The sequence below is a fragment of the Micromonospora chalcea genome (genome assembly GCF_002926165.1).
Lineage (GTDB): Bacteria > Actinomycetota > Actinomycetes > Mycobacteriales > Micromonosporaceae > Micromonospora > Micromonospora chalcea.
Genome location: NZ_MAGP01000121.1, coordinates 115,354 through 132,342, shown reverse-complemented (window position 1 = coordinate 132,342; position 16,989 = coordinate 115,354). Strand labels below are relative to the sequence as shown.

At 71.9% G+C, this 16,989-nt stretch carries 20 protein-coding genes; 7 read left to right on the top strand and 13 right to left on the bottom strand.

Annotated features, from left to right (window positions below; genetic code table 11):
* From BAW75_RS18985 to sigB, 4 genes are all read right to left on the bottom strand, one after another.
* Entirely contained in the window at window positions 1–408 is a 408-nt protein-coding gene (locus tag BAW75_RS18985) for a VOC family protein (protein ID WP_043325703.1), read from the bottom strand.
* Window positions 405–896, bottom strand: a complete 492-nt coding sequence (locus BAW75_RS18980; RefSeq protein WP_051611190.1) for an SRPBCC family protein — start codon at window positions 894–896, stop codon at window positions 405–407. Before BAW75_RS18980 ends, BAW75_RS18985 begins: the two co-directional genes overlap by 4 nt.
* Window positions 893–1,228, bottom strand: a complete 336-nt coding sequence (locus tag BAW75_RS18975) for an ArsR/SmtB family transcription factor (protein WP_043330536.1) — start codon at window positions 1,226–1,228, stop codon at window positions 893–895. Before BAW75_RS18975 ends, BAW75_RS18980 begins: the two co-directional genes overlap by 4 nt.
* A gap of 109 nt (window positions 1,229–1,337) precedes the next feature.
* Window positions 1,338–2,324: an RNA polymerase sigma factor SigB gene (sigB, locus tag BAW75_RS18970; RefSeq protein ID WP_104114414.1), complete on the bottom strand. Its 987-nt coding sequence runs from the start codon at window positions 2,322–2,324 to the stop codon at window positions 1,338–1,340.
* 220 nt (window positions 2,325–2,544) lie between these two features.
* Here sigB and BAW75_RS18965 point away from each other — a divergent pair, with 220 nt between their 5' ends.
* Window positions 2,545–3,333 (top strand): sporulation protein, encoded by a 789-nt coding sequence (locus BAW75_RS18965; RefSeq protein ID WP_043330535.1) that lies wholly within the window; start codon window positions 2,545–2,547, stop codon window positions 3,331–3,333.
* Here BAW75_RS18965 and dtd read toward each other — a convergent pair.
* Together dtd and BAW75_RS18955 are read right to left on the bottom strand one after the other, a co-directional pair.
* A complete protein-coding gene (gene dtd, locus BAW75_RS18960) occupies window positions 3,330–3,752 on the bottom strand; it encodes a D-aminoacyl-tRNA deacylase (RefSeq protein WP_069089362.1) in 423 nt (140 codons plus the stop codon). The genes BAW75_RS18965 and dtd overlap by 4 nt on opposite strands.
* Entirely contained in the window at window positions 3,752–5,236 is a 1,485-nt protein-coding gene (locus BAW75_RS18955; RefSeq protein WP_167435588.1) for a DUF7782 domain-containing protein, read from the bottom strand. The genes dtd and BAW75_RS18955 overlap by 1 nt, the downstream gene beginning before the upstream one ends.
* A 180-nt stretch (window positions 5,237–5,416) precedes the next feature.
* Between BAW75_RS18955 and BAW75_RS18950 the strand changes: the two genes are divergently transcribed.
* Entirely contained in the window at window positions 5,417–6,637 is a 1,221-nt protein-coding gene (locus tag BAW75_RS18950; RefSeq protein ID WP_104114413.1) for a S8 family peptidase, read from the top strand.
* Window positions 6,638–6,710: 73 nt separating this feature from the next.
* Here BAW75_RS18950 and BAW75_RS18945 read toward each other — a convergent pair whose 3' ends face one another.
* From BAW75_RS18945 to BAW75_RS18935, 3 genes are all read right to left on the bottom strand, one after another.
* The gene (locus BAW75_RS18945) at window positions 6,711–7,910 is read right to left on the bottom strand and encodes a type II toxin-antitoxin system HipA family toxin (protein ID WP_104114412.1); all 1,200 of its coding nucleotides are present in this window, start codon (window positions 7,908–7,910) and stop codon (window positions 6,711–6,713) included.
* A gap of 1 nt (window position 7,911) precedes the next feature.
* Window positions 7,912–9,495, bottom strand: a complete 1,584-nt coding sequence (locus BAW75_RS18940; RefSeq protein ID WP_104114411.1) for a DUF262 domain-containing protein — start codon at window positions 9,493–9,495, stop codon at window positions 7,912–7,914.
* Between the two features lie 131 nt (window positions 9,496–9,626).
* Entirely contained in the window at window positions 9,627–10,976 is a 1,350-nt protein-coding gene (locus BAW75_RS18935; protein WP_146074857.1) for a DUF2716 domain-containing protein, read from the bottom strand.
* A 101-nt stretch (window positions 10,977–11,077) separates the two neighbouring features.
* Between BAW75_RS18935 and BAW75_RS18930 the strand changes: the two genes are divergently transcribed.
* Entirely contained in the window at window positions 11,078–11,662 is a 585-nt protein-coding gene (locus tag BAW75_RS18930) for an HhH-GPD-type base excision DNA repair protein (RefSeq protein WP_104114409.1), read from the top strand.
* A gap of 72 nt (window positions 11,663–11,734) precedes the next feature.
* A complete protein-coding gene (locus BAW75_RS18925; protein WP_104114408.1) occupies window positions 11,735–12,967 on the top strand; it encodes a low temperature requirement protein A in 1,233 nt (410 codons plus the stop codon).
* Between the two features lie 4 nt (window positions 12,968–12,971).
* On the opposite strand, the gene BAW75_RS18920 is transcribed toward BAW75_RS18925, so the two are convergent.
* Both BAW75_RS18920 and BAW75_RS18915 read right to left on the bottom strand, forming a co-directional pair.
* Window positions 12,972–13,283, bottom strand: coding sequence for a hypothetical protein (locus tag BAW75_RS18920; protein WP_030502972.1), 312 nt, complete (start codon window positions 13,281–13,283; stop codon window positions 12,972–12,974).
* A complete protein-coding gene (locus BAW75_RS18915; protein ID WP_043325691.1) occupies window positions 13,273–13,584 on the bottom strand; it encodes a hypothetical protein in 312 nt (103 codons plus the stop codon). The genes BAW75_RS18920 and BAW75_RS18915 overlap by 11 nt, the downstream gene beginning before the upstream one ends.
* Window positions 13,585–13,691: 107 nt before the next feature.
* Here BAW75_RS18915 and BAW75_RS18910 point away from each other — a divergent pair, with 107 nt between their 5' ends.
* On the top strand, window positions 13,692–14,048 hold the full coding sequence (locus tag BAW75_RS18910) for a DUF3099 domain-containing protein (protein WP_013284780.1): 357 nt from the start codon (window positions 13,692–13,694) through the stop codon (window positions 14,046–14,048).
* Between the two features lie 40 nt (window positions 14,049–14,088).
* Here BAW75_RS18910 and BAW75_RS18905 read toward each other — a convergent pair whose 3' ends face one another.
* Together BAW75_RS18905 and BAW75_RS18900 are read right to left on the bottom strand one after the other, a co-directional pair.
* Window positions 14,089–14,988, bottom strand: a complete 900-nt coding sequence (locus tag BAW75_RS18905) for a carbohydrate kinase family protein (protein WP_104114407.1) — start codon at window positions 14,986–14,988, stop codon at window positions 14,089–14,091.
* On the bottom strand, window positions 14,985–15,911 hold the full coding sequence (locus BAW75_RS18900) for a pseudouridine-5'-phosphate glycosidase (protein ID WP_043325690.1): 927 nt from the start codon (window positions 15,909–15,911) through the stop codon (window positions 14,985–14,987). The genes BAW75_RS18905 and BAW75_RS18900 overlap by 4 nt, the downstream gene beginning before the upstream one ends.
* A gap of 88 nt (window positions 15,912–15,999) precedes the next feature.
* Between BAW75_RS18900 and BAW75_RS18895 the strand changes: the two genes are divergently transcribed.
* Window positions 16,000–16,218: a DUF3039 domain-containing protein gene (locus tag BAW75_RS18895; RefSeq protein ID WP_007456912.1), complete on the top strand. Its 219-nt coding sequence runs from the start codon at window positions 16,000–16,002 to the stop codon at window positions 16,216–16,218.
* A 40-nt stretch (window positions 16,219–16,258) separates the two neighbouring features.
* Window positions 16,259–16,909 carry a trimeric intracellular cation channel family protein gene (locus BAW75_RS18890; RefSeq protein WP_104114406.1) on the top strand — a complete coding sequence of 217 codons (651 nt, stop codon included), beginning with the start codon at window positions 16,259–16,261 and terminating at the stop codon, window positions 16,907–16,909.
* The last annotated feature ends 80 nt before the right edge of the window (window positions 16,910–16,989 follow it).

Sequence of the window (16,989 nt, the reverse complement as noted above, 5' to 3'; positions counted from 1 at the left end):
TCAGCCGCGGGCGGAGATCTGCTGCACCGACCACCCGTTGCCGTCGGGGTCGCGGAAGAAGACGAAGCCGACGTTGTCCAGCGGGTGCGGCACCGGGTGCGGGTTCTGGCCCATCACCTGGATCTCGCTCACCTCGACGCCCCGCTCGACCAGTTCGGCGCGCGCCCGTTCCAGGTCGGCCACGACGAGTTGCAGGCCCTTGAGTGAGCCCGGCGGCATCTCCGGTACGACGCCCCGGCCGAGGACGATCGAGCAGCCGGAGCCCGGGGGAGTGAGTTGCACGATCCGCCCCATCCCGCCGAGATCGGTGTCGTGGTCGACGGCGAAGCCGAGCCGTTGCGCGTAGAACTCCTTGGCCCGGTCCAGGTCGGAGACCGGTACGACCACCACTTCCAGCGTCCAGTTCATGTTGTCGCTCCTGTTGTCGAGTCGGTGTGCAGCACGGCGGTGAGCCGGTCGAACGCCTCGCTCAGGCCGCGGATCATCGGGTAGCGCAGGACGGTGTCGCGGCCCTGCGGGGTGGCGTAGCGCAGGTGGGTGACGACTGTCGTCCGGTCCGCCGAGCCGGTGAAGTCGTGCCGCACCAGCGTCTCGCCCGGGTAGGACTGGTCGTCGAAGAGTTCGGTGCAGACCAGCCGCGCCGGCGGGTCGATCTCCCGGTACGTGCCGCCCTGGGCCATCAGGTCGCCGTCCGGCCCGCGGGAGACGAACCGCCAGCGTCCGCCCACCCGCAGGTCCACCTCGCATTCGACGAGATGCCAGCCGCGTGCGCCCCACCAGCGCATCAGCAGTTCGGGGCGGGTGAAGGCGGCGAACACCAGATGCCGGGGAGCGGCGAAGTCGCGGCTGAGGCGGATCTCCCGGTCGCCGTGCAGGGTCACGGTCAGGTCGGTCACCGCTGCTCCTCGGCGGTCAGTTCGGCGAGCACCTCGTCCAGGCGCGCGTAGCTCTCCGCCCAGTAGTCCCGGTAGTTCGCCAGCCACGCCACGGCCTCCCGCAGCGGCCGGGCGTCGAGCCGGCAGGGGCGGCGCTGCGCGTCCCGGCCCCGGGTGACCAGGCCGGCGCGTTCGAGCACCTTGAGGTGCTTGGAGACGGCCGGCTGGCTCATCGCGAACGGCTCGGCCAGCTCGGTGACTGTGGCCTCCCCGGCGGCCAGCCGGGCGAGGATGGCCCGCCGGGTGGGGTCGGCGAGCGCGGCGAAGGTGGCGTCGAGCAGATCCGGGGGCACGTTTATAACCTCCTGGTTGTGTAACCATTCGGTTCTATACGCTGGGAGTGCCCCGGTCAAGCGCGACAGGCCCCGGCGAACCGCCGGGGCCTGTCGGGGTAGGGGTGGCTCAGCAGGCGTACGCCTCCAGCCGGTTCGCCCGCTCCGGGTCGCGCAGCTTCAGCAGCGTCACCTTCTCGATCTGCCGGATCCGCTCCCGGGACAGCCCGAACTCGCGGCCCACCTCGTCCAGCGTGCGCTGCCGGCCGTCGTCCAGGCCGAAGCGCAGCCGGATCACCGCCTGCTCCCGCTGGGACAGCGTGGCCAGCACGATCCGGACCGCGTTGCGCAGCTCGCCGTTGGTGGCGGCGTCACCGGGCTCGGTACGCGGGTCGACGGCGGCGACGAAGTCGCCGAGCGCGCTCTCGCCGTCCTCGCCGACGGCCTGGTCCAGGCTGACCGGCTCCCGGTCGTAGGAGATCAGCTCGATCACCTGGAACTCGGGGATCTCCAGCGCCACGGCCACCTCGCTCACGGTGGGCTCGCGACCCAGCGACACGGACAGCTCACGGCGTACCCGGACCATCCGGTTGACCTGCTCGACCATGTGCACGGGGATGCGGATGGTGCGGGCCTGGTCGGCCATGGCGCGGGTGATGGCCTGGCGGATCCACCAGGTGGCGTAGGTGGAGAACTTGTAGCCCTTGGTGTAGTCGAACTTCTCGACGGCGCGGATGAGGCCGAGGTTGCCTTCCTGGATGAGGTCGAGGAAGGCCATGCCGCGACCGGTGTAGCGCTTGGCGATGCTCACCACCAGCCGCAGGTTCGCCTCCAGCAGGTGGTCCTTGGCGGCGCGGCCCTCGGCCGCGATCAGCGCCAGGTCCGCGCGCAGCTCGGCGGAGACGGGGGTGCAGGTGGCCAGCTTCTCCTCGGCGAAGAGGCCGGCCTCGATCCGCTTGCTCAGCTCGACCTCCTGCGCCGCGGTGAGCAGCTTGGTGCGGCCGATGCCGTTCAGGTACGCCCGGACCAGGTCGGTGGAGACGCCGCGCTCGTCGGTGGCGTCGAGGTCCGTGAGGGTGACGTCCATGTCCTGGTGCTCGATCATCTGCTGGGTCATCTCTGTTCTCCCCGTGTCCGACGTGCCTACCGGTCCCGTGCCGCCCACGCGGTGGTGGCCGATGACAAACAGCTTGGCGGTCGGGGCGTGAGACGGGAGTGAGGCGATCGGGGACCCGACAGGAATCCACGTGGGAATCCGGCATTCCCTTGTCCGGCGCGGTTACCGTGCCACCGACCGGCCGTCGGGGCCGGCCCGGCACTGATGATCGGAGAACGTGGTGGTCTTCAAGCGGCTCATGCAGGCGATGGGTGTGGGCGGACCGTCGGTGGAGACGGTCCTGGCCAACCCGAACTGTCGCCCGGGCGGCGTTCTGGAGGGCCGGATCCAGGTGGTCGGCGGCGACCACCCGGTGGACGTGAGCTACGTCGCGCTCGGTCTGGTCACCCGGGTCGAGGTGGAGAGTTCCGATTCGGAGTACGACGTCAACCAGGAGTTCGGCCGCGCCCAGATGACCGGCGCGTTCCGGCTGGAGCCGGGGCAGCGCTACGACGTGCCGTTCCGCTACCAGGTGCCCTGGGAGACCCCGCTCACCGACCTGTACGGCCAGCACCTGCACGGCATGACGATGGGTCTGCGTACCGAGCTGGAGGTGGCCCGGGCGGTGGACAAGGGCGACATGGACGCCGTGTCGGTGCACCCGCTGCCCGCCCACGAGCGGCTGCTGGAGGCGCTGCTGCGGCTGGGCTTCCGCTTCGCGCGCGCCGACGTCGAGCGTGGGCACATCTACGGCGTACGCCAGCAGTTGCCCTTCTACCAGGAGATCGAGTTCTACCCGGCGCCGCAGTACGCGGGCGCGATGAACCAGCTCGAGGTCACCTTCGTCACCGATCCGCAGCAGGTGCACGTGGTGCTGGAGCTGGACAAGCGGGGCGGCCTGTTCACCGAGGGCCGCGACGCCTTCGGCCGGTTCACGGTGGACCACGCCACGGCGGAGCAGACCGACTGGGCCGCCCAGCTCGACGGCTGGCTGCGGCAGTCGCTGTCCCGCCGTGGGCTGTTCTTCTAGAGATCGAGCACGAGGGTCCGGGGACCGACGTTGACGCTCTCCACCAGCATGTGGGCGCGGAAGCGGCCGGTCTCCACCTTCGCGCCCCGGGCGCGCAGCTGTTCGACCACCGCGTCCACCAGGGGTTCGGCCACCTCGGCGGGAGCGGCGGCGGTCCAGCTCGGCCGCCGGCCCTTGCGCGCGTCGCCGTAGAGCGTGAACTGGCTGACCACCAGCAGCGGCGCGCCGACGTCGGCGGCGCTGCGTTCGTCGTCGAGGATGCGCAGCTCGTGCAGCTTGCGGGCCATCGTGGCGGCCACCTGCGGGGTGTCGGTGTGGGTGACGCCGAGCAGCACCAGCAGCCCGTCGGTGATCTCACCGGTCACCTCGTCGTCGACTGTCACCCGGGCCCGGCCGACCGTCTGCACCACCGCCCGCATCAGTCGGTCACCGGCTCGATGATGCCGCGCTCGACCAGGTGCGCCACGATCGGCCCGGCCGCCTCGGCCAGCTCGTCCGGCGCCACGTCGTGCGCGGCGGCCAGCAGCGAGAGCTGGTCGCGCAGCGGCAGCCGGCCGTCCGCGCCGCCGACCAGGGCGAGCACCAGCGGGTCGATCTCCTCCGACCAGCGCAGCCCGCGCGGCATGGCCAGGACCTGCCGGTCCACCGCCCAGCCGTCGTCGCCCATGGTGGCCTCCTGCCGGAGCTGGAGCCCGTCGGCGGCGCGGTAGCGGGCGGCGAGCAGGCCCTCGGTGTCCCGGGCGCGCAGCCAGTCCTGCCTGGTGAACCACTCGCCGATCCGGTCGCCCAGCGGCGGCTCGACCCGCTGGCGCAGGTCCTCCACCCGGACGACCGGCCGGGCGTGGCCGGAGCGGCGCAGCGAGACGATGCCGAAACCGATCGCCTCCACCTTGTGCGCGTCGAACCAGTCCAGCCAGGCCGCCATCCGCTGCGGGTCGGCGCTCTCGCCGACGTCGGTCAGCCAGAGGTTCACGTACGCCATCGGGTCGGCCACCTCGCGCTGGATGACCCAGGCGTCCAGGCCGGTGCCGGCGAACCAGCCGGTGACCCGCTCGGCCCAGTCCTCACCGGTGACGTGCACCCAGTTCGCCAGGTACTGCATGGTGCCGCCCTCGGTGAGCAGGTCCGGCGCGGCGGCGGCCAGTTCCGCGCCGATCGCGTCGCCGACCCGCCCGGAGTCCCGGTAGACGTGCGTGGTTGTGCCCGGCCCGACCACGAACGGCGGGTTGCTGACCACCAGGTCGAAGCGGCGTCCGGCCACCGGGGCGACCATGTCCCCGCGCAGCAGTTCCCAGTCCTGTCCGTTGAGCGCGGCGGTGGTGGCGGCGAAGCGCAGCGCCCGCTCGGAGACGTCGGTGGCGGTGACCCGGCGGGCGTGGGTGCCCAGGTGCAGCGCCTGTACGCCGGAGCCGGTGCCGAGGTCGAGCGCGGTGTCCACGACCGGGCGTACGGCCGCCGAGATCAGCGTCTGGGTCGCGCCGCCGAGGCCCAGCACGTGCTCGGCGTGCAGCGGACGGCCGGGCCGGGCGCTGGCGGGCACGTCGGCGAGCACCCACCAGTCGTCGCCGTACGGCTCCAGGTCGACAGCGGCGCGAAGGCCGTCGCCGTGCCGCTCGACGATGCCCCCGGCCAGCGCCTCGTCCAGCGCCAGCGGGGCCAGCGCGTCGGCGACCGCCGCCTCCGGCTCGGTCTGGTCGCAGATGAAGACGCGGATCAGCGTGGCCAGCCGGTCCCGGTCCTCGGTGGCGCGCAGCGCGGCCCGGTAGTCGTTGCGGGCCACGCCGCCGGTGCCCTGCGGGCCCAGGCGGTCGGCGATCCCGTTGGCGGTGAAGCGGGCGAGTGTCAGCGCGGTGCGCAGCGCGTCGACCCCGGCGGGGGAGAGCAGCATGTCGTGACGGTCCACGTGCTCATCCTGCCTCGGGCGCCGTCCGGCGTGGCGCGCACCCGCCGATCCATAACGTGGACCGTATCTATCGGCAACTATCTCTTTCATGTTTGTCGATCTCTGGTTAGCATTCCTGCCAACATCCGTCGATGGGGTGATCCGGCCACAAACCGGGCTGCCCCGGTAGGGAGCCAGACGATGCCCGACGTGTCCCTTCCCCGGCGCCGCGCGCTGCGTGCGCTCGCCGTCACGGCCGCCGCCGCGGCCTTCGCCGCCGCCGCCTCCACGCCCGCTCTCGCCGCACCCACCGGGGAGATCCGGTACGCCGGTGCCGCCGACGCCGTCAGCGGCAGCTACGTGGTCGTGCTCAAGGGCGACGCGGTCGGCACCGCGAACACCCTCGCCGCCCGTACCGCCGTCCCGGACCGGGCCGCCGGCCTGGCCAAGCGCTACGGCGGCAACGTCGGCACGGTGTGGAGCTCCGCTCTCACCGGCTACAGCGCGAAGATGACCGCCGCCCAGGCGCGCCGGCTCGCCGCAGACCCGGCGGTCGCGTACGTCGAGCAGGACCGCGTCATGACCACCCAGGGCACCCAGACCGGGGCCACCTGGGGCCTGGACCGGATCGACCAGCGCAACCTGCCGCTGAACAGCACCTTCACCTACCCGAACACCGCCAGCAACGTGCGCGCCTACATCATCGACACGGGCATCCGCACCACGCACAGCGACTTCGGCGGCCGGGCCACCTGGGGCACCAACACGGTCGACACCAACAACACCGACTGCAACGGCCACGGCACCCACGTCGCCGGCACCGTCGGCGGCACCACGTACGGCGTGGCCAAGGGCGTGCGCCTGGTGGCCGTCAAGGTGCTCAACTGCTCCGGCAGCGGCACCACCGCCGGCGTGATCAGCGGCGTCAACTGGGTCACCTCGAACGCGGTGAAGCCGGCCGTGGCCAACATGAGCCTCGGCGGCGGCGCCAGCACCACGCTGGACAACGCGGTGGCCAACTCGATCAACTCCGGCATCACGTACGCGCTCGCGGCCGGCAACTCCAGCGCCAACGCCTGCAACTCGTCGCCGGCCCGGGTCGCCGCGGCGATCACGGTGGGCGCCACCACCAGCACCGACGCCCGTGCCTCCTACTCCAACTACGGCTCCTGCGTGGACATCTTCGCCCCGGGTTCGTCGATCACCTCGGCGTGGCGGACCAGCGACACCGCCACCAACTCGATCAGCGGCACCTCGATGGCGTCCCCGCACGTGGCCGGCGCGGCGGCGCTCGTGCTGTCCGCCAACACCTCCTACACCCCGGCTCAGGTGGCCAGCTACCTGACCAGCAACGCCACCACCGGCAAGGTGACCAGCCCGGGCTCGGGCTCGCCGAACCGGCTGCTCTTCGTCGTCAACTGACGACACGGGTGACCTGACCACACCGTGGGCCGCGGCCCGGTGGACCTCCAGGGGTCCGCCGGGCCGCGTCACGTCAGTGAGCGGACTGACAGATCGGCAGGCTCGTCAGCCGCTGGGAGTAGTGGTCGGCCAGGGCCGGAAAACGGGCATGAGTCTCGTTCATCAGGCCGCTGTGCCACGCCTCGCGGAGGCGGTCCACCGTCCGGGCGACCGTCTCCAGTGTGCGGCCCGGATCACCGCCTGCACCGTCCGCCAGTCGGTGGAAGTGCTCCTGGTCGATGAGCGCCGGGACGGTCTCGGCGCCGAGGCTGAGCGCCAACGGCGACCAGCGGTAACGGGAATAGACCGACAGTGAGTGGAAGTCGTAGACCGGAGCCAGGCGTGGCGTGCGGCCGTCCGGATAGATCAGGGCCCAGTTCTTCAGGTGCCCGTCGGTGTTTCCGACCACCAGCATCGCGACCAAGCGGCTGATGAAGTCGAGGTAGCCGTCCTCTCCGGTGAGTTGGAGGATCGCTGCGGCCAACGTGTCGTAGCTCGCGCCCGACTCGCTGTACTTGAACATCGGCCCGATGTCCGCAACCTGGGCGAAGTCCTCCACGTGGATACGCCCGGTGGTCGACCGGTCGAACCGCCGGATGAGGTAGACGAGGTCACCGGGATCGATCATTCCGTCGGGGAGACCCTTCACGGCATCCGCCCGGATCAGGTCCACCGGCGGCACCGGGAAGTCAGCCGCGCGAAGCCAACTCATCGTGAGGTACTCGTTGACGGGAAGATTTCGCAGGCCCTGGTCGGGCAGCTTCACGATCCACCAGGAACCCTGCCCGCTCACGGGAACAGCCAGGCGGTCTGCGGAGATCGAATACTTGAGCTGCACGCCTGCCAGGGAATGCCGCAGAGGATGGTTCGCTTCATCCAGCGCGTTGGAGGTCACGTCATCCGCCGGCTCGACATCGGCGTGAACCGTCACCGCCCCCGGCAGGTTGCCGCCCACACGTAGCAGCAGCGTGAAGTCGCCGATGTTCCCCCCGCCCAGTTCCCGGACGATCTGGCGGCGGAGGGCACCCTCCGGCAGGAGGTTGGCGAACCAGGCGGGCAGGCCCACCCTCGCCCGCCGGATCGCCCGCGGATCGTCCTCGAAGACCTGCCCCAGCACTTGGTGCCGGGGCGAGGCGAGATCGTCGTCGTAGCTGAACTCCGAGCCGCCCTGCCGGAACCTCAGCTCGCCCACCTGTCTACCGTGCAGCCGTACTTCGGCAGTGACGACTGCCATGTCAGGCGACCGGTCGGAGAATGTCAGCCATCGCGCGGCCGTCCCGCGCGCCCCACTCGGCCATGCGGTTGACGTGCTCGGTGATGGTCCGCTCGCACGACCTGCCGCGTAGCTCGAGGAAGGCCGGCCAGTCTTCGCGCGCCAATCGTTCCTGCGCTTGCTCGTCGATCAGGTGGCTGGCGGCGACGGCCGGTTCAGCCGACGCGAGGAGCTGCGGTGACGGGCGTTCCCCGGGCGGCAGGATGAACCGGTTGGCGATCGTTCCGCCAGCGTGTCCACTGACGGCCAGGAGTGGTCTCAACGGGCTCCCTTGGTCGAGCAGGCGGCTGACGTCCAGAATCTCGCCCCGGAACGGGTCGCGAGGTTCGGCAGAGAGCAACCCGAGCGTGTTGAGCTTCGCCATCGCGTGATTGAAGTGGACCTTGTCCAGTTCCGCGACGAAATCCGGGAACTGCTGCACCTGCCGCAGCAGGTTCGTTGCCGCAGCTTGCGCGGTGGAGGTGCCGACCGCCTCGACCTGGCTGCGGATGTCCGCGACGCTCACTGCGCGGGCCCGCGTTCCAGCGACCGCGCTCCGCCAGACCCAGCGTCGAAGCAGAGTCGCCGGCCGGCCGGCCGGTACGCCGTGCAAGCGGATGAAACGGACCAGGATCGGCAGCACGTGGGAGTAGGGCAGCAGCCTGATGTGTGGGATGCCGCAGGTACCACGGAGGAATTCGACGGCCTCACGCAGCCGTGCGGCGACCTCGCGCAGCGTCTCGCCCGGGTCGTCCCGCGGCCCGAACTCCTGGCGGAAGTCTTCCCGGAAGATGTCTCCACCTCGGTACGCGAGGACGCAGCGGAGGGTCAACCGATCGTCAAGCGCGCCGAATCCCAGGACGGCGGGAACCCGACCCAGTTCCTGCAGGCTGCTCAACTCGTCGCCGACGGCGCCGGCATGCAGAGCCTGGAAGACCTCGGACTTGGTCAGGCGTTTGCCGGTCGTGTTCATTCGCGTGAAGATCTCGAGCAGCGCGTGCTCATCGGCGGAGTGCACGACGTAGGTCGGGATCTGGTATTCGCGGATCGCTTTGGCGGCCTGGTCGGCCAGCGCTAGCTGACTTTCTGACAGCCACGAGTTGTCGCGCATCCAGCGGAGCAGGACCGCGGTGTCGAGCAGGAAGCTGACGGGCACCCAGGTACGTGGGGGCCGTTGGCGGGTGCCGGCGGTGTGAAATTCGCCGGTGTCGAGATCGAGGTGGATGCGAAATCGTGGATCGACAGCTTGGTCAGCCATGGTCAGCGCGCCGACGATGGACACGATGCGCTGCTGCCCGTCCACCACCCAGAGGGCTGCGGTTACCTCGGGCGCCTCGATGTCGAGCGGCCCCACCTGGAGCCGCTGGGCGGGTGCGGGGCGTTGCCAGAGAAGCAGATTCCCGATCGGAAATCCGCGCAGCAGACTGTCGAAGAGCCGGACGATGTCCGATCCCTCCCACTTGAAGGAGCGCTGAAAGGGGGGAATCCGCACCAGCCCTGCCGTGACGTCCCGGACCAGATCTTCGGGCGTGCGGTACTCGACGCGGGGCCTCTCCAGACTCGGCACGGCAACCTCCGTTGGGGCGACGCACCGAGGGTAACCGTTCTGCTCCTCGCGGCTTGTTCAGGCACTCGATGTCTCCTGTCGGAGAGTCGGCACCCACGGCCGCCGACCAGGGCGGCAACCCAGGGAGACGTTCACGGGCCGCTGATGCTGTGCCCGTCCGGGCCGAAACTCCAGACGTTGCCCACGGGACGGCCCCCACGGCGGAGAACGGTTCCGAGCAGGGCGGTGAGGTCGGCCTCGACCTCGGCGAGCAGATCACCGCCGAAGACGCAGAGCGACTGGCCCCACGGGTCGCCGAACGTCCCCAGCCGCAGGTCGGCTGTGGTGAAGAGGCGGTGGTCGCCGCGGTCCGGGAAGGCGCAGCGCGGCGTAGGCGGTTGCCCCGGCCCGCCGGTCCGTCGCGGGTCGAAGTGGTATCCCTGAACGAACGGATGAAGGGCATACACGCGCTCGCCGGGGCGAACGGTGGCCCGCAGGCCGCGCTGGACGATCGACTCCAGTGCCGCGATACCTGCCTCGTCCTCCTCGATCGCGGCGAGGTGCCAGGCCACCGACTCCGGCGGCTCCACCAGCCGAGGATGAGCCTGGGTCGCGGCCGAGAACTCCCACTGGGAGGCGAAGCGCCCCCAGATCTCATCCCCCTGCGGATCGTCGAAGACCAGCACCACCGGACGCTCCCGCGCCGGCGGGTTCGGGGGAGACCAGTGGTAGGAACGGACCGTCGTCACATCGTGGAAGCCCACGCCGAGGAGCATCGCCCGGAGATCATCGGTGGCCTCCGCGACGACGTATCGCCATCGGCCGCCATCAGGCGGACGAGAATCCCCCGGGTGCCGGGTACGCAGGTCGATCCAGGCCCGCCAACCGGGCAGGAATGCGGGCTCAGGCAAGGTCATGCCGCCGATGGAGACGAACTCGGTGCCGTCGACGAGGATGGCCCAGCCGGCTGCCAGAGCCCATCCGTCGAGTTCTCGCACCGCCAGGTTTCGGCACCAGCCGATGGCGTCGCCGTCCGCCTCCGACTGCGCCAGCGTCGTCCGGTGCGGGCCGGAGGCCGCAGCCATCGCCTGTACCCGCGCCAGCAGCGGGTGCTCCCCGAACGTGACCTCCCGGACGCGCTGTCCGACGGGGAGCGGGATCGGCACGCAGGGCAGGGAGTCGATCGGAGCCACCAGCACGTGACGCTCCCAGCCGGGGGTGAATCCGGCGGCGACGAGGTGCTCGGCGAGCTGCGGCGGATCGTACGCGTGGACCTTCCACTCGACCGGCTCGCCGCGTGTGGCGAAGGCTTCCTGCTGCCGCCGGATCAGGGCGCCCAGCCCGGCCCCGGGCAGTTCACGGTGGTCCACCGTGCCGTGGGTGCCGAAATGCGCCCGCACGACGGGTCCGTCCTGCTCGAAGACGACTCCGAGTGGGCCGAGGGCCGGCGGTGTCCAGGCCCGCAACTGAGTGTCGTAGGCGGCGAGCAACTCATCGGCCATGGACGGCACCGGCCGTTCCCCCGTTCCCGTACTGGATCCGTAAGTATTCCTCCTGTGTGCCGTACGCGTGTCCCCGTCGTCGGCCGGTGCGGGGTGACAGCATGTTCGCCATGACGCTCTCCCTGCCCATCGACCCGCAGGCCAACGAACTGCTGGCGCGCAGCCCGCTGGCCCTGCTCCTCGGCATGGTGCTGGACCAGCAGGTGCCGATGGAGAAGGCGTTCTCCTCCCCGTACGTGCTGGCGCAGCGGCTCGGCCACGAGCCGGACGCCGCGGAACTGGCCGGGTACGACCCGGAGGCGCTGGTGGAGCTGTTCGCCCGGCCGCCGGCGCTGCACCGCTTCCCGAAGGCGATGGCGGCCCGCGTGCAGGAGGTGTGCCGGATGCTCGTCGAGCGCTACGACGGCGACCCGGCCCGGCTCTGGTCGGACGTGGCCGACGGGCGGGAGCTGCTGGGCCGGGTCGGCGAGCTGCCCGGGTTCGGCCGGCAGAAGGCGCAGATCTTCGTCGCGCTGCTCGGGAAGCGGTTCGGAGTCACTCCGGACGGCTGGCGCGAGGCGGCCGGTGACTACGGCGACGCGGACGCCCACCGGTCGGTGGCGGACGTGACCGATCCGGAGTCGCTGCGCCGGGTACGCGAGTTCAAGCAGCGGATGAAGGCGGAGGCGAAGGCCGCGAAGGGCTGATCCGCCGCCCGCCGCCGCAACCGGCCCGCCGCCCCTGTCGTTTGTTGCCAGGACGGGGGACGGGGGCGGACGATGACCGAGCAGCGGGGCGGGGCGCTGCTGCGTACCGCGTCCAGCCCCGGCCGGGCCACCTTCCTGGAGCTCTTCTTCGACCTGGTCTTCGTGTTCGCGCTGACCCGGGTCTCGCAGCGCCTGATCGACGGGCTCGACGGCTCGGCCGGGCTCGTGGCCGCCGACGTGGGCAAGACCCTGCTGCTGTTCCTGGTGCTCTGGCAGGTCTGGACCCTCACCACCTGGGTGACCAGCCGGTACGAGCCGGAGCGCACGGTCATCCAGGTCGTGGTGGTCGGCACCATGTTCGGCAGCCTGGTGCTGGGGGTGACGCTGCCCCGGGCGCTGGAGGAACGGGCGCTGCCGTTCGCGCTCGCGTACGTCGCGGTGATGGTCGGCCGGCCGCTGCTGATCGCGGTGGCGCTGCGGGGGCATCCGCGCCGCATGGTCCCGTTGCGGCTGGCCGCCTGGGCGGGATTCAGCGCCCCGCTCTGGCTCGCCGGCGCGCTGATGCCCGGTCCGCGCCTGGCGCTGTGGGTCGTCGCGCTGGCGGTGGACCATCTCGGCACGCTCCTGGGCTGGCCGCTGCCCCGGCTCGGGGCCTCGCGGGTCCGGCAGTGGCTCGTCGCCGGGGAGCACCTCGCCGAGCGCTACCAGCAGATCTTCCTCATCGCGCTCGGCGAGTCGATCCTGGTGATCGGCGTGACCTACAGCGGGAAGGAGTTCTCCGGCGACGCCGCGGTGGCGTTCGCGATCTCGTTCGTGATCACGGCGTTGCTCTGGCGGATCTACTTCTACCGGGCCGGTCACCTGCTCGCGCAGGCGCTGCGGACGGCCGGCACGCCGGGACGGCTGGCCGAGTCGGCGGCGCAGACCCACCTGTTCATGGTGCTCGGGGTGATCGGCGCGGCGGTCGGCTACGAGTTGGTCATCGCCCACCCGTACGACACGGCCCGGCCCGACTGGCTGGTCTTCGTGGTGGGCGGTCCGGCGCTGTTCCTGGCCGCCCGCTCCCGGTTCGAGTACGAGATCTTCGGCCGGGTGTCCCGCCCCCGGCTGGCCGGGCTGCTGGCCCTGGTGCTGCTCCTGCCCGCGCTGGTGGCCGTGCCGGCGATGTTCGCGCTCGGCGCGGTGGCCGTCCTGCTGGCGCTCGTCGCGTTCGCCGACGCCCGCCGGGCCTGGCACCGGCCGCCGGAGTCCTCCGCCTCGCCGATCGGGCGGGAGGCGCTCGGCGAGGGTGGCCCCGAGGCGTGAGTTGTCAGGCGGCGGTCGGGCGGGACAGCGAGGCCAGCGCGCGGCGTACGTCGGCCAGCGAGACGGTGGCCGAGTCGTCCAGGTCGGCCAGGCCGGCCTCGATCCACTGCCGCATCAGCGTGGTCACGCCGATGCCGCGCGCGTCGGCGGCGGCGCGGACCCGCTCGTACGTCTCCAGCGGCAGCCGGACCGACCGGCTGACCATCGGCACGTCGGTGTCGGGGGTGGGCAGTTGGGCCGGTGACGTGTCGTCGATCAGGTCGGCGAACGTGTCGCCCCCGGCGTGGAACCGCTTGGTCGCCTCGTCACGGTGCATCGTGACCGCCTCCTCGTCGGCGTGAGTTCCGCACCGCCTCGTCGTAGCGCTTGGCCTCGACGTCGCTCAGTTCGCGGGCGGAGAGGATGTCCCAGTCGTTGTCGGTGCCGTCGGCCTCGGCCAGCAGCACGGCGAGTCGCCGGCCGCGGTGCTCGGTGGCGTAGACCACCATCACGTCGTCACCGAGGTGCCGGATGACCCGGTGCCTGCTGTGCAGGGCCTCCCAGACTTCCCCGGGTGTGACGTCGTAGACCCGCAGGTTCGCCAGCGCCTCGTCGGTGAAGCTGAACCGGTTGGCCACGGATCGAAGCGTACCACCCACGTAACACGCGACCGGTCGTCACGAATTTCGCCGATCATCCGTCCGGAGTGACAGGATGGGCCGTATCCCCTCGTAGGAGGTCCGTGGTGAAGCGTCAGGCGTACCAGCCGATCCTGATCACCGACGCCCCGCGCAGCCAGGACGACCAGCTCAACAGCCGGCAGAAGCGTTACGTGCTGATGATGGCCATCCGGGTCGCGTGTCTGGTGGCGGGCGCGATCCTGGTCGGCGCGAAGGCACCGCTGCTCTGGCTCTGGCTGCCGCTGTGCGCGCTCGGCATGGTGCTCGTGCCCTGGCTCGCCGTGCTGCTCGCCAACGACCGGCCGCCCAAGGAGGAGCACCGGCTGGCGAACCGGTTCCAGAACCGGCGCCGCGAGGAGCCCGCACCCACCGCCCTCACCGCCGAGGAGAACCCGCACAAGATCATCGACGCCGAGCCCTGACCGGCCCGGGCGGAGCACCCGCCCGGACCGGCCACCGCCGTCAGGGCGCCGGGCGGGCGCCCACCGTCGTCACGGCGAGCGCGCCCAGGTCACCGGCGCGGGCCAGCGCGGCACGCGGGTCGGCCCCGGCCAGCCACGCGGTGAGCAGCCCGGCCGCGAACGCGTCCCCGGCTCCGGTCACGTCCACCACGTCCACCCCGGGTGCCGGCGCGAACTCCACCACACCGCCGCGCTCCACCCACACCGCGCCCGCCGCGCCGCGCTTGACCACCACCCGGTGCGCCACCGCGGTCAGCGCCCGCGCCTGCGCCGCCGGGTCCAGCCCGCCGGCCAGCACCGTCGCCTCGTCCGTGTTGACCAGCAGCAGGTCGACGTCGCGTACCCAGGTCAGGAACGCCCCGCCGACGCGCCGCAGCGGCGCCGCGGACGCCGCGTCGACGCTGACAGTCAGCCCGCGCTCGCGGGCGGTGGCCAGCGCGCGCAGGCCGGCGCCGCGCGACCCGACGTCAAGCAAGGTGTACGCGGACAGGTGCAGATGCCCGGCGTCGGGCGCGGCGGCCAGCGCCGCGTCCACGTGCGCGGCGGTCAGCCGCAGGTTCGCGCCCCGCTGACTGATCATCGTGCGCTCCCCGTCGTGGGCGAGCACGATGACGGTGCCGGTCGGGTAGCCCTCGTGCCGCTCCACCGCGCAGTCCACACCGATCCGGGTCAGCTCGGCCACCCGCTCACGGCCGGTCTCGTCGTCGCCGACGGCGGCGACCAGCGTCACCGCCGCGCCCTGCCCGGCGAGCCAGGCCGCGGTGTTCGCCGCCTGCCCGCCGCCGCTGAACCGGATCCCGGCCGCGGTGTCCGAGCCGGTCGCGAGCGGCCCGGACAGCACCGCGAGCACGTCGGTGATCACGTCGCCGACGACGACGACGATGCGCGGCGTGGCGCTCATGGGGCGCGACGGGTCGCCGCGGCGACCGCGATCCGGGCCGCGAGGTCGGCGTTGCGCAGGATGATCCGGACGTTCACCGCCAGGCTGGCGCCCTCGGTCGCCGAGTGGAAGTGCGACAGCAGGAACGGGGTGACCGCCTTGCCGGTGATCCCCTCGCGGGCCAGCGCGGCCAGCCCTTCGGCGAGCGTCCGGTCGTGCAGCGCCGGGTCGAGCTGCTCGTCGGCGGGCAGCGGGTTGGCCACCACCAGGCCGCCGTGGTGCACGCCGTGCGCCGCGCGGGCGGCCAGCACGTCCGCCACCTGCTCCGGCGACTCGACCGACCAGTCCAGGTCGAAGCCGGCGTCGGTGAGGTAGAAGCCGGGGAAGCGGCGGGTGCGGTAGCCGACCACGCCCACCCCGAGCGTCTCCAGCCGCTCCAGCGTGGCGCCCACGTCGAGGATCGACTTCACCCCGGCGCAGACCACAGCGATCGGGGTCCGGGCCAGCGTGACCAGGTCCGCCGACTCGTCGAACGTCTGCGCCGCCTCCCGGTGCACGCCGCCGAGCCCGCCGGTGGCGAACACGCCGATCCCGGCCGCCGCCGCGACCGCGCTGGTGGCCGCGACGGTGGTGGCGCCGTCCGCGCCGGTGGCCGCCGCCGGGGCCAGGTCGCGGACCGAGAGCTTGCTCACGCCGTCGACGGTGGCGAGGCGGGTGAGCTGGGCGTCGTCCAGCCCCACCCGCAACTCGCCGGCGACCATGCCGATGGTGGCCGGCACCGCGCCCGCGTCCCGTACCGCCTGCTCGATCTCGCGCGCCACGCGCAGGTTGTCCGGCCGGGGCAGCCCGTGCGAGACGATCGTGCTCTCCAACGCCACGACCGGGCGGCCGTCGCGCAGGGCGTCGGCCACCTCACTACCGAGACTGATGTGAAAGTTGGTCACGTCGGCTACCGTACGGCCCGCTCCCGCCCGGGGCCCAGGTGGACCAGGACGGACCGACCTGGAAAACTGGAACGCCGGAGGTGGAGTCGTGAGCACAGAGGTTCTCGAGCGTCCCGAGCTGAAGGACGCGGACACTGGTCCGGAGATGTTCCACTACGTCCGTAAGGAGAAGATCGCTGAGAGTGCCGTCATGGGCACCTTCGTGGTCGCGCTCTGCGGCGAGACGTTCCCGGTCACCAAGGCGGCCAAGCCCGGCTCGCCGGTGTGCCCGAAGTGCAAGGAGATCTACGACTCGTACCGCGAGTGATGCGGGGCGGCGTCGCGGCCCGCGCACGTAACCTGCGGCGGTGACCACCTCCACCGCCCTGCTCCTCGCCGACCTCACCGGCGTGGCGGTCTTCGCCGCCTCCGGCGCCTCCGCGGCCGTGGCGAAACGGCTCGACCTGTTCGGGGTCGTCTTCGTCGGCGTGGTCGCCGCGCTCGGCGGCGGCATCTTCCGCGACCTGGCGATCGACGAGGTTCCCCCGCTGGCGTTCGCCGACTGGCGGTACGCCGCCACCGCCTCCCCCACCGCCGCCGCCGTGTTCTGGCTGCACCCGCAGCTCGCCCGGCTGCGCACCACGGTGCTGGTGCTCGACGCCGCCGGCCTCGGCCTGTTCACCGTCATCGGCACGCTCAAGGCCCTCGACGCCGCCGTGCCGCCGGTCGGCGCCTGCATGATCGGCATGCTCACCGCGATCGGTGGCGGGCTGGGCCGCGACCTGCTCACCGGCGAGATCCCGGTGGTGCTGCGCCGGGAGATCTACGCCCTCGCCGCGCTCGCCGGAGCGGTAACGGTGGCACTGCTGTCGGCGTGCGGACAGGCGACCGCCGTACCGCTCACCGCCGCCGTCCTGCTGGTGTTCGGGCTGCGCCTGATCGCGCTGCGCCGACGCTGGTCCGCGCCGGTGGCGACGCTGCGCCCGCCGCGCACCGGCACCGGGGGACCACTGTCCTGACCCGCCGTACGCCGGGGTGGGCGGATGTGACAGGCGTGGCGTCGAGTGGGGCGTACGGCCCGCGCTGGTTATGCTGAGTC

Excerpts from the sequence above, each read along its gene's own strand:
- BAW75_RS18985 (WP_043325703.1), bottom strand. The coding sequence starts at position 408 with ATGAACTGGACGCTGGAAGTGGTGGTCGTACCGGTCTCCGACCTGGAC.
- BAW75_RS18920 (WP_030502972.1), bottom strand. The coding sequence starts at position 13,283 with ATGCACCGTGACGAGGCGACCAAGCGGTTCCACGCCGGGGGCGACACG.
- BAW75_RS18930 (WP_104114409.1), top strand. The coding sequence starts at position 11,078 with ATGTTCGCCATGACGCTCTCCCTGCCCATCGACCCGCAGGCCAACGAA.
- BAW75_RS18905 (WP_104114407.1), bottom strand. The coding sequence starts at position 14,988 with ATGAGCGCCACGCCGCGCATCGTCGTCGTCGTCGGCGACGTGATCACC.
- BAW75_RS18945 (WP_104114412.1), bottom strand. The coding sequence starts at position 7,910 with ATGGCAGTCGTCACTGCCGAAGTACGGCTGCACGGTAGACAGGTGGGC.
- BAW75_RS18925 (WP_104114408.1), top strand. The coding sequence starts at position 11,735 with ATGACCGAGCAGCGGGGCGGGGCGCTGCTGCGTACCGCGTCCAGCCCC.
- BAW75_RS18935 (WP_146074857.1), bottom strand. The coding sequence starts at position 10,976 with ATGGCCGATGAGTTGCTCGCCGCCTACGACACTCAGTTGCGGGCCTGG.
- BAW75_RS18950 (WP_104114413.1), top strand. The coding sequence starts at position 5,417 with ATGCCCGACGTGTCCCTTCCCCGGCGCCGCGCGCTGCGTGCGCTCGCC.
- dtd (WP_069089362.1), bottom strand. The coding sequence starts at position 3,752 with ATGCGGGCGGTGGTGCAGACGGTCGGCCGGGCCCGGGTGACAGTCGAC.
- sigB (WP_104114414.1), bottom strand. The coding sequence starts at position 2,324 with ATGACCCAGCAGATGATCGAGCACCAGGACATGGACGTCACCCTCACG.